Consider the following 14,335-nt stretch of genomic DNA (forward strand, 5'->3'; position numbering starts at 1 on the left):
GAGTTGTATAATAGAAAAGATTTAAAAAAACTATTTGGAGGTTTTCTTTCATGGCAAAAATGACAGTTAAAGATCTTGACTTGAAAGACAAGAAAGTTTTAGTTCGTGTGGACTTCAACGTTCCTGTTAAAGATGGCGTGATTACGGATGACACTCGTATTAAAGCGGCGTTGCCAACAATCAACTACATTTTAGAACAAGGCGGTAAAGCAATTTTGTTCTCTCACCTAGGTCGTGTGAAAACAGAAGAAGATAAAGCAGGCAAATCATTAAAACCTGTAGCTGAACGTTTAAGCGAATTATTAGGCAAAAATGTAACATTTGTACCTGAAACTCGTGGTTCTGAATTGGAAGCGGCAATTGCAGACATGAAAGACGGCGACGTAGTTGTTTTTGAAAACACTCGTTTCGAAGATATTGACGGTAAAAAAGAAAGCGGAAATGACGCTGAACTTGGTAAATACTGGGCTTCATTAGGCGATGTTTTCGTAAATGATGCATTCGGTACTGCTCACCGTGCTCATGCTTCTAACGTAGGTATTGCTTCTACTGGAATTCCAACTGTTGCTGGATTCTTAATGGAAAAAGAAATCAAATTCATCGGCGAAGCGGTTGAAGAACCTAAACGTCCTATGATCGCTATTTTAGGTGGAGCAAAAGTTTCTGATAAAATCGGCGTAATTAAAAACTTGATTCCTAAAGCAGACAAAATTTTGATCGGCGGCGGAATGACGTATACATTCTATAAAGCTAAAGGGATGGAAATCGGTAACTCATTAGTAGAAGCTGATAAAGTAGACTTGGCTAAGGAATTGATCGAAGCAGCTGGCGACAAATTAGTTTTACCAGTTGACTCAATCACAGCAGCTGAATTTTCAAACGACGTTCCTACAGAAGAACATACGGGTGATGTTCCTGAAGGACAAATGGGACTTGACATTGGGCCTGAATCAATTGCTTTATTTGCACAAACTTTAGAAGGTGCAAAAACAGTTGTCTGGAACGGACCTATGGGTGTGTTTGAAATGAGCAACTTTGCTCGCGGAACAATCGGTGTTTGCGAAGCAATCGCTAACTTAACAGATGCTACTACAATCATCGGTGGTGGAGACTCTGCAGCTGCAGCTGAACAACTTGGCTTTGCTGACAAATTCACTCACATTTCAACTGGTGGCGGCGCAAGTCTTGAATTACTAGAAGGTAAAGAATTACCTGGTCTTGCAGCAATCAACGATAAATAGTCAGGAAAGCGGTACGAGCTCGTTCAGCTCTCGATCAATAAGTCTAAAATTTTGATAAACTGCTTTTCAAGTTTCTTAAAATTTTTACTTATTACTGAGAAGAGCTAGCTCATAAAGCTAGACAAAAAGAAAAAAGGAGCTATTCTAAATGCGTAAACCAATTATTGCTGGTAACTGGAAAATGAATTTAACTGCCTCAGAAGCAAAAGATTTTGCAGAAGCAGTAAAAAACAACATTCCTGCAAATGATAAAGTAGATTCAGTGATTGGATCACCTGCTTTGTTTTTACAAGAATTAGTTGAAGCAGCAAAAGGCACTGATTTAAAAATCTCTGCTCAAAACTGCTACTGGGAAAATGCTGGAGCATTCACTGGTGAAACTTCACCTGCAGCTTTAGCGGATCTTGGTGTGGACTATGTAATCATCGGCCATTCAGAACGCCGTGAATACTTCCATGAAACAGACGAAGAAATCAACAAAAAAGCCAAAGCAATCTTTGCTAACGGTATGTTGCCAATTCTTTGCTGTGGTGAATCTTTAGAAACATATGAAGCTGGTAAAACAGCTGAATGGATCGAAGGACAAATCAAAGCTGGATTAGCAGATCTTTCTGCTGAACAAGTTTCAAGCATGGTTATTGCTTATGAACCAATTTGGGCTATTGGTACTGGTAAATCTGCTGATGCACAAATCGCTGACGAAATCTGCGGCGTTGTTCGTTCAACAGTTGAAGGTATTTATGGCAAAGAAGTTTCTGAAGCTGTTCGTATCCAATACGGCGGTTCTGTAAAACCAGAAAACATTGCTGAATATATGGCAAAAGAAAACGTTGACGGCGCTTTGGTCGGTGGAGCCAGCTTAAAAGCTGATTCATTCTTAGCTTTACTTGAAGGCGCAAAATAATTTTTTAACGAAAATTGCAGCTTTTGTTTGCAACTGACCGCGATTTTCACTAATATTGGTTATAAGGGTTTTATAACCCCTATTTACAAAAACAAATTTTAAAGGAGAGACAAAACATGTCAATTATCTCAGACGTTTACGCACGCGAAGTCCTAGACTCACGTGGTAACCCAACAATCGAAGTAGAAGTTTATACAGAAGACGGCGCATTCGGCCGCGGTATGGTTCCTTCAGGTGCTTCAACAGGTGAATACGAAGCCGTTGAATTACGTGATGGCGACAAAGCTCGTTACGGCGGTAAAGGTGTTACTAAAGCAGTTGATAATGTAAACAACATTATTGCTGAAGCAATCATTGGCTACGACGTACGCGACCAAGCTGCAATCGATGCTGCTATGATCGAACTAGATGGCACTCCTAACAAAGGTAAACTAGGTGCAAATGCTATTCTTGGTGTTTCTATCGCTGTTGCTCGTGCAGCTGCTGACTTCTTAGAAATCCCATTGTACAACTACCTTGGCGGATTCAATACAAAAGTTTTGCCTACTCCTATGATGAATATCATCAATGGTGGATCACATGCTGATAACTCTATCGACTTCCAAGAATTTATGATCATGCCTGTTGGCGCTCCTACATTCAAAGAAGCTTTACGTTATGGTGCAGAAGTATTCCACGCTTTAGCTTCAATCTTAAAAGCTAAAGGTCTTGCTACTTCAGTTGGTGACGAAGGTGGATTCGCTCCTAACCTTGGTTCTAATGAAGAAGGTTTTGAAGTAATTATCGAAGCTATTGAAAAAGCTGGCTATGTACCTGGTAAAGATATCGTTCTTGCTATGGACGCTGCTTCTTCAGAATTCTACGATAAAGAAAAAGGTGTTTACGTTTTAGCTGATTCAGGCGAAGGCGAAAAAACAACTGAAGAAATGATCGCATTTTACGAAGAATTAGTTGCGAAATACCCAATCATCTCAATCGAAGACGGCTTAGACGAAAACGACTGGGAAGGTACTAAGAAATTAACTGAAGCTTTAGGCGATAAAGTTCAATTAGTTGGTGATGACTTGTTCGTTACAAACACTGAAAAATTAGCTAAAGCAATTGATTTAGGTGTTGCTAACTCAATCCTTATCAAAGTTAACCAAATCGGTACTTTAACAGAAACTTTCAATGCTATCGAAATGGCTAAAGAAGCTGGCTACACTGCAGTTGTATCTCACCGTTCTGGTGAAACAGAAGATTCAACAATCTCTGATATCGCTGTTGCAACAAACGCTGGTCAAATCAAAACTGGTTCTCTTTCACGTACTGACCGTATTGCTAAATACAATCAATTATTACGTATCGAAGACCAATTGGGTGATGTTGCAGAATACAAAGGAATCAAATCTTTCTACAACTTAAAAAACAACCCATTCATCGGTAAATAATTAGCGTTGAACAAACGAATAAAGAATTAAGGCTGTGGTGCTTTTGTACCACGGCCTTTTTTTTCGAAGAGATTTCTAAAAATAGTGAGACAGACTCCTTTGCGTTATTCTTTATATGAGATTCTTATTACTGAGTAACAAAACCAAGAATATATTTCTTAGTAAGTTTTCTTTTGTTATAATTGAATTACTAAGGAGAATAGAAATAATCAATTTAATGATGCAAAAGAGATAAGAGAGTTATTCTACACTAAGCTTTGGAGGGATTTATGAAAAAGATTGTTGGGTTAGCGGTTGTTACTGCGAGTATTTTTTTGTTGGCGGGGTGTAATACAGATAAAGAGCAAAAGAGAGTGTCTAGTATTTCAGAGTCTTCTTCTGAAGAAAAAAAGAAACTTGAAATTATTAGTTTCAAAACGTTCGAAACCGATGAACTAGGTAAAGCAATTATCACTGGTACGACTGATCCAAATGCGACAGTTTCTGTGGATGATCAAAAGGAAACTGCGGATGAACATGGTCTGTTTCGTATCGAGTACCAATTGACCGAACCAAAAACGAAAGAACTAACGTTGACTTCGAAAGTAAACGGCGTAGAGGCGGAAAAGAAGATTAAGATAGAGCCGTCTAAGAGTTATTTACGCTCTGAAGAATCCTCGACTTCCAGTGAAGTGGCGGTACCACAACCGTCTAGTGAAACGAATCAGTCGGCAGCACCGGCAACTCCGGAGGCGTCAGCTGAACAGCCTCAAAAGGATGATCAGGTTGGTAAGGTGTTGGTAAGCCCTAGCGGAGCAGCTGTCACGGTTCTTCGCGTCTTGCCAAACGGTGAACGAGTGATTAGCGAAGAAACTTCTCAAGCAGATCTGAATAACGATGGAATCTTGACGTTTGAAGAGTTGTCTCAGGCTGAGAATGATTTAAATAGGCAAACAGAAGAAATAAGACGCAAACAACTAGAAGAAATGGAATAGTGACGGATCAAATTAGTCAAAAGAGCTGCGAGAAACTTTCTCGCAGCTCTTTTGACTGTTTTAGTATGCTTGATGCAATGCATGAAGTGCATGTGCAACGGTAGGATGCTGGATGGGACGATGGACTTGTTTATCCCATAATTGCTGGAACTGTTTTTCCACCTCAGGCTGCATCGAAGTAAAAATCAATTTTTGATTGTTTAATGCAGCAACTGAGAAATAATCGGCAAAGGTGTCTCGTGCAGTCAAATCGATGCTTGGAACACCGCGAAGTGAAAAGATGATCCCTTCCTTGTCGACGGCTTGATCCAGTTCTCTTTTCAGCTGATTCGCTGACATAAAGAACAATGGACCGGTGATGTAGATGACTGCCCAATTAGAGCCAACCTCAGAATGCGGCAGGTCCATTCTTGTCCAATCAATTTCTTCGGAGATAATAGAAATACGCGAACTTTTGGCGATAAAGAAAATACAGCCGCAGATGACACCGATGACGATTGCAATGCTCAAATCGAAAATGATCGTGCTTAGCATAGTTACAACGAATAGAAGAATCGCTGACCGATTTTTCTGCTTGGACATTGTTCTAATGGTCGTCCATTCGTGCATCCGCCAGCTTGTAATAAGTAGAACACTGGCAAGAGCAGCCATTGGGATTTGCGACATGATCGGTGCAAAAATAATCATCGACAAAAATAGGAAGAGTGCATGAAAAATTCCGGCTAACCGTGTCTGCGCACCCGATTTTATTGCCACACTGGTTCTTGCGATCGCAGCGGTTGCTGGGATCCCTCCAAAGAAAGGCAGAAGCATGTTTCCGATTCCTTGAGCGATCAATTCTTGATTGCTGTCGAGATCTTTTCCGGTCATGCGTCCGGCAGAGGCTCCGCAGAGTAAGCTTTCTATCATACCCAGCATTGCAATGCTAATCGCAGGTAAAAATAATTGCTTTACTAATGAGAGATTAAGAGTTGCTAGATGAAGACGTTCGCTAGTAAGTAGTGACGTGGGAATTTTGCCAACTTTTGCGACTGGCAAATTAAAAATAATAGAAGCAAAAGTTGCTAGAATAATTGCGACCAGTGAAGCTGGTAGGACCTGATTCCATTTTTTGGGATAAAAGATCAACAATAATAAAACGATTATACCCAAAATCAGTGTAGGAAAATCTGGGGAAAAACCGGATCGGTAGCTGATCAGTTTTGCTAGAGCACTCTCGCCACTAGATGTTGTGCCGAAGAAGTTATCAATCTGTCCTAAAGCAATGATGATGGCGATCCCGGAAGTAAACCCTGTAATTACAGGTGATGGAATGAAGGAAGTGAGACTTCCAAGCTTAAACAATCCAGCTATCAGTAATAGGATGCCTGCGATGAAGGTGGCGACTAAGACACCCGCTAACCCTTGCGAAGCGATAATTCCAGTTAAGATGGCAGCCATTGCACCAGTTGGACCAGAAATCTGATAAAATCCGCCTGAAAGAGTGCCAATAACGAGGCCTGCAATAATAGCCGTAATCATTCCTGCTGCTGCATCGGCTCCACTGGATACACCAAAAGCCAAAGCTAAGGGTAATGCCACAGCAGCAACAGTCAGACCTGATAATAAATCCTTTTGAAGTTTTCTCTTAGAGTAATGGCGAAACTCCTGTTGTAACAAATTCGTATAACGCTTGATCACAAAACACTCCTTTTTTTGAAAATACCACAAAAGCCCGTAAATGAACGGGCTTTTAACAAAATTTTTAAAACCATCTTTAACTATAAAAGAGTAAGAATAAAAGTACAATGGTTTTCTTATGTTTTCAAGCCAACTTTTGGTTTTTGATTACTTTTGGCTGAGATTCAGCATTTTTTTGACGATTTTGATATACTGGAGCCAAAGGAAATTTTATTATAGGGAAGTGAGAGAGATGGCAAAAGATGAATTGCAGCAACATCTAGATAAAGGACGTTTTGGGGCAGCACGAATCAATCCAGATGAACAGCGAAAATATTTGGGAACCTTTCGTGAGCGTTGTTTTGCAAGTATGACGGTACGAGAGATGAAAAATCAGCAAGACCAAAAAAATCTAATTACTGAGATTAAAAAATACCCAGAAGGTAAATTATTGATCAATGGCGCTGTAGATGAAAAAGTACAAGCGGATTTCATCACACTAGCGTCTAAAAATTCAGTCGATTTTACGATCGTAAATGATGCAACAGTTGAATCAGAAGATAGTATCGGGTTATTATTGGTTACAGACCATGCTGTCAATGAAGAGATTATTGATATTGAAGAAAAATATCCTTCAACTAATTCAGATAGCAAAGAGCCTTCGGAGAAAAAGAAAAGCTTTTTTGGTCGTTTATTTGATTAAAGAAAATTAAGCAACGAATAATTACGGTTGACATTTTTCCAAAGTGTCGGTATTATACTGCTTGGGCACCCTTTTAGTAAGGGTCAAGTGTTTAGTGAAATCACAGCTCCCTATTCAAATTGGATAGGGAGCTTTCTTTGTTTTTTCTAGACGTTTCCTGCAAATTAGTATGAAGGAGTTTTTTCATTTATGACAAAGTATATTTTTGTAACTGGCGGCGTAGTTTCATCAATTGGCAAAGGGATCGTGGCAGCATCATTGGGTCGTTTGCTTAAAAATCGGGGATTGAAAGTTACCATCCAAAAATTCGATCCATATATTAATGTCGATCCAGGTACGATGAGTCCTTACCAACACGGAGAAGTTTTTGTAACAGATGATGGTGCTGAAACGGATTTGGACTTAGGTCACTATGAACGTTTTATCGACATTAACTTGAATCAATACTCCAACGTAACGACAGGAAAAATCTATTCAGAAGTTATTCGCAAAGAACGTAAAGGCGAATACTTAGGGGCAACAGTCCAAGTTATCCCTCACATCACGAATGAAATCAAATCAAAAATCATGCGTGCTGCAAAAATGACAGATTCTGATGTTATTATTACAGAGGTTGGTGGAACTGTTGGTGATATTGAATCATTGCCATTTTTAGAAGCATTGCGTCAAATGAAGGCTGAAGTGGGTGCGGATAATGTTATGTATATCCATACAACATTGATTCCTTTCTTAAAAGCTGCTGGAGAAATGAAAACAAAGCCAACACAACACAGCGTAAAAGAATTACGTGGTCTAGGGATTCAGCCAAATATTTTAGTGGTTCGTACAGAACAACCTATTTCACAAAGTACAAAAAACAAATTGGCTCAATTCTGTGATGTTGCACCAGAGGCAGTTATCGAGTCTCGTGATGTTGAAACACTTTATTCAATTCCTTTGGCATTACAAGCACAAGGAATGGATCAAATTGTTTGTGAGCATTTGAAACTTGACGTACCTGTTGCGGATATGACAGAGTGGCGAGCGCTTGAAGAAAAAGTCTTGAATCTTAAAAAGAAAGTAAAAATTGCATTGGTAGGAAAATATGTAGAATTGCCAGATGCCTATATTTCTGTAGTGGAAGCCTTGAAACATTCTGGTTTTGCTTACGATTCTGATATTGAAATCGAGTGGATTCAATCTCAAGAAGTTACACGTGAGAATGTGGAAGAAATGCTTGGAGATGCGGATGGTATTTTAGTTCCTGGTGGTTTTGGTGATCGCGGGATCGAAGGGAAGATCGAGGCGATTCGTTATGCACGTGAGAACGATGTACCGTTCTTAGGTATTTGTTTAGGAATGCAAATGGCCTGTGTAGAATTTGCTCGTAATGTTGCTGGGCTAGAAGATGCTAATTCAGCTGAAACAGTACCGGACACTGCAAACAACATCATTGATTTAATGGCAGATCAAGAAAATGTTGAGAACTTGGGTGGTACATTACGTCTTGGATTGTATCCATGTAAGCTGAAAAAAGGCAGCAAAACGGCTGCAGCCTATGGAAACGAAGACGTCATCCAAGAACGTCATCGTCATCGCTATGAATTCAACAATCAATACCGTCAATTATTTGAAGACAAAGGCTTGGTTTTCTCAGGGGTGTCTCCAGATAATCGTTTAGTTGAGATCGTTGAGATTCCTGAAAATAAATTCTTTGTGGGCTGTCAATTCCATCCAGAATTAATTTCTCGTCCAAACCGTCCTCAACCATTGATCAAAGCTTTCGTAGGTGCGTCATTAGAAAGTAAAGAAGCAAAATAGTAAATTTGACTGAAAGGCCTAGTCGCCTTTCAGTTTTTTTACAAGAAAAGCAAAAAAGTTGAAATGTAAAGGTTTTATCGGAAGGTTTGGAGTAGCAAAGATGCCGAAACTTTGATAGAATTAACACGTTAGTTAAGCATGGCTTAACCAAATAGTAAAAAACCTTAGGAGGAATTTTTTATGCCAGTAGTATCAGGAGCAGAATTCTTAAAAGCTGCACGTAAAGGCGGATATGCAGTAGGTGGATTCAACACAAACAACTTAGAATGGACTCAAGCTATTCTAAAAGCTGCAGAAGCTAAAAAAGCACCAGTTCTTATCCAAACTTCAATGGGTGCAGCGAAATACATGGGCGGATACAAAGTTGCTAAAGATATCATCACTGATTTAGTAGACTCAATGGGTATCACTGTACCAGTTGCAATCCATTTAGACCATGGTGACTACGAAGCTGCTTTAGAATGTATCGAAGTTGGCTACACTTCAATCATGTTTGATGGTTCTCATCTTCCATTTGAAGAAAACTTGAAATTGGCTAAAGACGTTGTTGAAAAAGCTCACGCTAAAGGTATCTCAGTAGAGTGTGAAGTTGGTTCAATCGGTGGTGAAGAAGACGGAATCATCGGTGCTGGTGAATTAGCTGACATCGACGAATGTGTACAAATGGTTGCTACAGGTATTGACTACTTAGCATGCGGTATCGGTAACATTCATGGTGTATACCCTGAAAACTGGAAAGGTTTAGCATTTGACCACTTACAAGCGATTGCTGATGCTGTAGGTAATGATGTGCCTTTAGTATTACACGGTGGATCAGGTATTCCTCAAGAACAAATCCAAAAAGCAATCTCAATGGGTGTTTCTAAAGTTAACGTTAACACTGAATTCCAATTATCATTTGCTAAAGCTACTCGTGAATATATCGAAGCTGGCAAAGATAAAGAAGGAAAAGGCTTTGACCCTCGTAAATTGTTGGCACCAGGTGTTGCTGCAATCGTTAAAGATGCTGAAGAACACATTGACTGGTTCGGTTCAGCAAACAAAGCTTAATTTGATTCATACATTTTGATTGAAGACTGTCAATTGTGGCAGTCTTTTTTTTTACCTTAAAAGGAAAGAAGATAGTGGCTTATGAAACCTGATAAAAACAATCTTTGAACACTTTTATTTAGTCTCATTGCCTTGAAAATGGTTACAAAAAAGCCGAGGAGTCTAAACTCGATTGTTCGTTCAGTAATAAGAATTGGTGAACTTACTATCAAAGTTGCATGAGAAGACGGCTTTTTTTCTGTAAATGAAGACTTTGCGATCTTTATGATAGGTAGAAGCAAACAATGAATAAAGGAGAAAAAAGGTATGAGTTTCAAACTCTTTTCTAAAATTAATAGTAAAAAGAATGAGTTATTGTTTTGCGAAGTGCCACTAAATCTCAGTTACTTTTAGTGTATATTAGTTTTAGAAAAGCTTTTTGAAAGCGGTTAAATAATTTGTGGATAGTGAGGAGCATGCAGCATGTCAATGGTAAAATTAACAAGTCGCCAGATATTTGGAATGAAGAGAGCAACAGTGGAAGCTAGAATTGAAAAATACTATGATGAGACTAAGGATGCGACAGTGGTAATACAATACGCGTTTGCACTTTTGTTGCGTAACGCATTATCTGTAAATGATTTTTCGGGAATGCTGGAAGCTGTTATTCATGAGATTCTGCTACGATCTGACCCGAATGATACTATTCGAAGGCTTGCTCCCTTTTTTAAGAATTATTTCAAAAGCAGTGATTGGGAGAGAGTAATCGAACGAGTGTACAAGCGTAAGAAGGATTATCTTTCCGTTGATGAGGCTCTCCATCAGTATAAAAAGTTTTTATTGGAAAAGACCACACCAATCGATGAGCTAGAAAATAAGCAATATAAATTTATATCCATTTTCTTAAAAGGAGATGGGAAATCCCATACTTGGAGCTTACGCGATGCTGATCCAAAAATATCTGATATGAAGTGGCAGGCTATCTTGGAGCTTTTGACTACTTTGACAGTTTTTGAAAAGGATGGTACTCGTCTTTTTGTGGAACTAGTAAACTCTGATTTAATGAATTGTACTCGCCGCTCACTTTGGGAGAAAAAGAGAGCAACAAAAAAGGCATCATCAAAAGAAAATAGTACTGATCATCAATGGACGGATGCTGTGCAGCTTGAACAAAATGAAAATGAACAGGAAATAGGGATTTCTCTGCCGCCAGATGTTGACTTGAAGGATTTGAGCCCAGAGGAGCTGCGAAAGATTGTCGAAGAGCAATTACCAGAAGGAGCGACATTGACGAACCTGCGGCTGCTTCAAGAGGAGGACTCCGAACAAGAAGCTCTTTTGGATTCTGTCAATCAGTCTTTGAATCAAGCAGTATCAATACCAGCCCTTACAAAAGAAGCAACTGAGACAAAAGAGAAGAAAACTTTCCGCTCCCTATTTCCAAAGAAGTCCCAAGGTCGCAAAACGAAAAATAAAAAGTATCTTGAAGAGGAAAAAAAGAAAACTCTGATGAATACTATAAATGGGAAAAAGAATAGAAAGAGGAACAAGAGAAAATAGGCCTTCTTTCTGTGAAGGTAGGTGGATTTTCGGCTGAATTTATGATGGTTATTCTTTGAAATCACCGATTAAAGTTAGCATCGTTTCCGCAAAAAAAGAACTATCTACAGGTTTTTAATCGTCCGATTAATCTTACGATACTATTGCTGTTCCTAATTAGAAAAAAATCTTCAATTAAACTTGAAAACGGTATTTCTCAATAAAATATTTGAATAAATCTAATAAATTATCCCAAGCATTTGGGATGAAGATGAAAAATAGTCCTCTACTAATCAAAAACATCCTTGAGTGAAAAGAACTTGCTTATTTTCTCACGTGATTTGAGAATGCTTCCTTTTTATACAAGCAATAATATGCTAGAATGGATAATGGTCTATAAACTTCAAAATAATTAATTAGGTGAAAATAAATGAGAAAAATCGAAATCCATGGCGGAAAGCCATTATCAGGTAATATTACAATCAGCGGCGCAAAAAATAGTGCCGTTGCATTGATCCCAGCAGCAATCATGGCGGATTCGCCAGTGACATTAGAAGGAGTGCCGGATATTCAAGATGTGCATTCATTAATCGAAATTTTAGAAATCATGGGAGCGAAAGTTTCCTTTGAAGATAATCGGATGGTCATTGATCCAAGTAATGTTGTATCGATTCCGATGCCAAGCGGAAAAATCAATTCGTTACGCGCTTCCTACTATTTTATGGGAGCTTTGTTAGGAAAATTTGGTGAAGCGGTGGTTGGTTTGCCTGGCGGCTGTTTCTTAGGCCCTCGTCCAATTGACTTGCACATTAAAGGCTTTGAAAGTTTAGGTGCCGATGTTTCTAATGAACACGGTGTGATTTATTTGCGGACAGAAGAAGAAAGCTTAACGGGAGATCGTATCTTTATGGATGTGGTTTCTATTGGCGCGACGATTAACGTGATGTTGGCAGCAGTAAAAGCTAAAGGAAAGACAATCATTGAGAATGCTGCAAAGGAACCAGAAATTATTGATGTTGCAACGTTATTAAATAATATGGGTGCGAAAATTCGTGGTGCAGGTACGGATGAAATTCGGATTGAAGGTGTAGAGGAATTACATGGCTGTGTCCACTCAATTATTCCTGATCGCATTGAAGCGGGGACTTATTTGGCTTTAGCTGCAGCTATGGGTGAAGGTGTAACCGTGCATAATGTCATCTATGAACACATTGAAAGCTTTATTGCGAAATTAGAAGAAATCGGTGTAGAAATGAATATTTCAGAAGACAGCATCGAAGTATTGCCTTCAAGGAATCTGAAGACTGTAGATGTTACAACATCGCCTTACCCAGGTTTTGCGACAGATCTACAACAACCATTAACACCGCTATTGCTTAAAGCGCAGGGAACGGCCGAAATTATTGACACGATTTACTCAAAACGAGTAAATCACATCCCTGAGTTAGTCCGTATGGGGGCAGATGCTCGTGTTGAAGGCAACTTAATTGTATTAAACGGTCCAAGCAAATTGCATGGAGCCGAGGTGGTCGCTTCTGATTTGCGGGCGGGTGCTTGTTTAGTTATTGCTGGATTAATGGCTGAAGGGAAAACAACAATTTTTAACGTGGAATATATTTTACGAGGATATGATCATATTATTGAGAAACTGACGGCTCTTGGTGCTACTATCGAAATGATCGACGAGGAAGAGGCGGAATAATGAGCGATTATTTAACAATGGCGGAGCTTGAGAACAAGACGCTAAAAGAAATTTATGCTTATGCAAAAGATTTTAAAATTCCTTATTATAGTCAAATGAATAAAAAGGAATTGTCTCTGGCTGTAATTCGTGCACAGGCAGAAAAACAAGGCTTCTTTTATATGGAAGGAGTCTTGGATATTATTGGACAGGATGGCTACGGCTTTTTACGTCCAATTAACTATGGATCGAGTGCGGAGGATATTTATATTTCCTCTTCACAGATTCGTCGTTTTGGTTTAAGAAATGGGGATAAAGTGGCCGGCAAAGCTCGTCCACCCAAAGAATCTGAACGTTATTATGGGCTGATGCATGTAGAAAGTGTCAATGGTAAAGATCCAGAAGATGCGAAGGAACGCCCGCATTTTCCTGCATTAACTGCTCTTTATCCTGATAAACAACTCGTTTTAGAAACAACACCTGGTCGTTTGTCTACGCGAATGATCGACATCTTCTCCCCAGTAGGCTTCGGTCAGCGTGGATTGATCGTTGCTCCTCCAAAAGCAGGGAAGACAACCATTCTTAAAGAGATTGCTAATGGTATTACTGATAATTATCCCGATGTCGAATTGATTGTGTTACTCATTGATGAGCGTCCAGAAGAAGTGACAGATTTAGAACGCAGTGTTAAAGGTGATGTGGTTTATTCGACATTTGATCAGCAACCACAGAACCACACCCGTGTATCTGAACTGGTCTTGGAACGCGCAATGCGTTTAGTGGAAGACAAACGAGATGTGGTGATTTTGATGGATAGCATCACTCGTCTTGCACGTGCATACAATTTAGTGGTTCCGCCAAGCGGACGGACATTGAGTGGTGGGATCGATCCTGCAGCGTTATACAAGCCAAAGAAATTCTTTGGTGCTGCTCGAAACATTGAAGAAGGTGGCAGCTTAACTATTTTGGCGACGGCACTAGTTGATACTGGTAGTCGGATGGATGATGTAATTTATGAAGAGTTTAAAGGAACAGGGAACTTAGAATTACAATTATCCCGTGAATTGTCTGAGCGTCGGATCTTCCCAGCAATCGACATTAAAAAATCTGGTACACGTAAAGAAGAATTGCTGATGGCTCCTTCACGTCTAGAAGAAATCTTCAAGCTTCGCAATAACATGACGGGAGATTCATTGGAATATACTTCGCAATTCGTGAACTTCCTGAAAAAGACGAAGAATAACGATGATGTTTTCAAAGCTTTCAAGGACGTTTCATTCGGTGGTAAAACAACCCGTAGAAATCAAAAAAGATAATTGCATTGTCGATTCATTCATGATAGTATATTCATGTTGCAAATTGCAAAAATAACTCT

Annotated in this window: 11 protein-coding genes; 10 read left to right on the plus strand and 1 reads right to left on the minus strand. The window is 39.3% G+C overall.

Annotated features, from left to right (window positions below; all coding sequences use genetic code 11):
* Positions 1–50: 50 nt before the first annotated feature.
* From J9537_RS06050 to J9537_RS06065, 4 genes are all read left to right on the plus strand, one after another.
* Positions 51–1,241 (plus strand): phosphoglycerate kinase, encoded by a 1,191-nt coding sequence (locus J9537_RS06050; protein ID WP_010744521.1) that lies wholly within the window; start codon positions 51–53, stop codon positions 1,239–1,241.
* Positions 1,242–1,389: 148 nt separating this feature from the next.
* Positions 1,390–2,145 (plus strand): triose-phosphate isomerase, encoded by a 756-nt coding sequence (gene tpiA, locus J9537_RS06055; RefSeq protein ID WP_010744522.1) that lies wholly within the window; start codon positions 1,390–1,392, stop codon positions 2,143–2,145.
* Positions 2,146–2,261: 116 nt separating this feature from the next.
* Positions 2,262–3,575: a phosphopyruvate hydratase gene (gene eno / locus J9537_RS06060; RefSeq protein ID WP_010744523.1), complete on the plus strand. Its 1,314-nt coding sequence runs from the start codon at positions 2,262–2,264 to the stop codon at positions 3,573–3,575.
* Positions 3,576–3,844: 269 nt separating this feature from the next.
* On the plus strand, positions 3,845–4,549 hold the full coding sequence (locus tag J9537_RS06065; RefSeq protein ID WP_218257093.1) for a hypothetical protein: 705 nt from the start codon (positions 3,845–3,847) through the stop codon (positions 4,547–4,549).
* Between the two features lie 60 nt (positions 4,550–4,609).
* Here J9537_RS06065 and J9537_RS06070 read toward each other — a convergent pair whose 3' ends face one another.
* Positions 4,610–6,229, minus strand: coding sequence for a SulP family inorganic anion transporter (locus J9537_RS06070; protein WP_218257094.1), 1,620 nt, complete (start codon positions 6,227–6,229; stop codon positions 4,610–4,612).
* A 232-nt stretch (positions 6,230–6,461) separates the two neighbouring features.
* Between J9537_RS06070 and J9537_RS06075 the strand changes: the two genes are divergently transcribed.
* From J9537_RS06075 to rho, 6 genes are all read left to right on the plus strand, one after another.
* Entirely contained in the window at positions 6,462–6,911 is a 450-nt protein-coding gene (locus tag J9537_RS06075; RefSeq protein WP_218257095.1) for a YueI family protein, read from the plus strand.
* A 189-nt stretch (positions 6,912–7,100) separates the two neighbouring features.
* On the plus strand, positions 7,101–8,711 hold the full coding sequence (locus J9537_RS06080) for a CTP synthase (protein ID WP_010744527.1): 1,611 nt from the start codon (positions 7,101–7,103) through the stop codon (positions 8,709–8,711).
* 180 nt (positions 8,712–8,891) lie between these two features.
* The gene (locus J9537_RS06085) at positions 8,892–9,761 is read left to right on the plus strand and encodes a class II fructose-bisphosphate aldolase (RefSeq protein WP_010744528.1); all 870 of its coding nucleotides are present in this window, start codon (positions 8,892–8,894) and stop codon (positions 9,759–9,761) included.
* A gap of 462 nt (positions 9,762–10,223) precedes the next feature.
* Positions 10,224–11,300 carry a hypothetical protein gene (locus tag J9537_RS06090; RefSeq protein WP_218257096.1) on the plus strand — a complete coding sequence of 359 codons (1,077 nt, stop codon included), beginning with the start codon at positions 10,224–10,226 and terminating at the stop codon, positions 11,298–11,300.
* Between the two features lie 409 nt (positions 11,301–11,709).
* Positions 11,710–12,981, plus strand: a complete 1,272-nt coding sequence (locus J9537_RS06095) for a UDP-N-acetylglucosamine 1-carboxyvinyltransferase (RefSeq protein ID WP_218257097.1) — start codon at positions 11,710–11,712, stop codon at positions 12,979–12,981.
* Positions 12,981–14,276 carry a transcription termination factor Rho gene (rho, locus tag J9537_RS06100; RefSeq protein WP_010744531.1) on the plus strand — a complete coding sequence of 432 codons (1,296 nt, stop codon included), beginning with the start codon at positions 12,981–12,983 and terminating at the stop codon, positions 14,274–14,276. Before J9537_RS06095 ends, rho begins: the two co-directional genes overlap by 1 nt.
* Positions 14,277–14,335: the final 59 nt, after the last annotated feature.

It is taken from the genome of Enterococcus raffinosus (assembly GCF_019175485.1).
Taxonomy (GTDB): Bacteria; Bacillota; Bacilli; order Lactobacillales; family Enterococcaceae; genus Enterococcus_A; species Enterococcus_A raffinosus.

What these genes read in the sequence shown, in the direction of transcription:
- J9537_RS06085 (WP_010744528.1), top strand. Translation starts at nt 8,892, where the DNA reads ATGCCAGTAGTATCAGGAGCAGAATTCTTAAAAGCTGCACGTAAAGGC.
- eno (WP_010744523.1), top strand. Translation starts at nt 2,262, where the DNA reads ATGTCAATTATCTCAGACGTTTACGCACGCGAAGTCCTAGACTCACGT.
- J9537_RS06075 (WP_218257095.1), top strand. Translation starts at nt 6,462, where the DNA reads ATGGCAAAAGATGAATTGCAGCAACATCTAGATAAAGGACGTTTTGGG.
- tpiA (WP_010744522.1), top strand. Translation starts at nt 1,390, where the DNA reads ATGCGTAAACCAATTATTGCTGGTAACTGGAAAATGAATTTAACTGCC.
- J9537_RS06065 (WP_218257093.1), top strand. Translation starts at nt 3,845, where the DNA reads ATGAAAAAGATTGTTGGGTTAGCGGTTGTTACTGCGAGTATTTTTTTG.
- J9537_RS06080 (WP_010744527.1), top strand. Translation starts at nt 7,101, where the DNA reads ATGACAAAGTATATTTTTGTAACTGGCGGCGTAGTTTCATCAATTGGC.
- J9537_RS06050 (WP_010744521.1), top strand. Translation starts at nt 51, where the DNA reads ATGGCAAAAATGACAGTTAAAGATCTTGACTTGAAAGACAAGAAAGTT.
- rho (WP_010744531.1), top strand. Translation starts at nt 12,981, where the DNA reads ATGAGCGATTATTTAACAATGGCGGAGCTTGAGAACAAGACGCTAAAA.
- J9537_RS06090 (WP_218257096.1), top strand. Translation starts at nt 10,224, where the DNA reads ATGTCAATGGTAAAATTAACAAGTCGCCAGATATTTGGAATGAAGAGA.
- J9537_RS06095 (WP_218257097.1), top strand. Translation starts at nt 11,710, where the DNA reads ATGAGAAAAATCGAAATCCATGGCGGAAAGCCATTATCAGGTAATATT.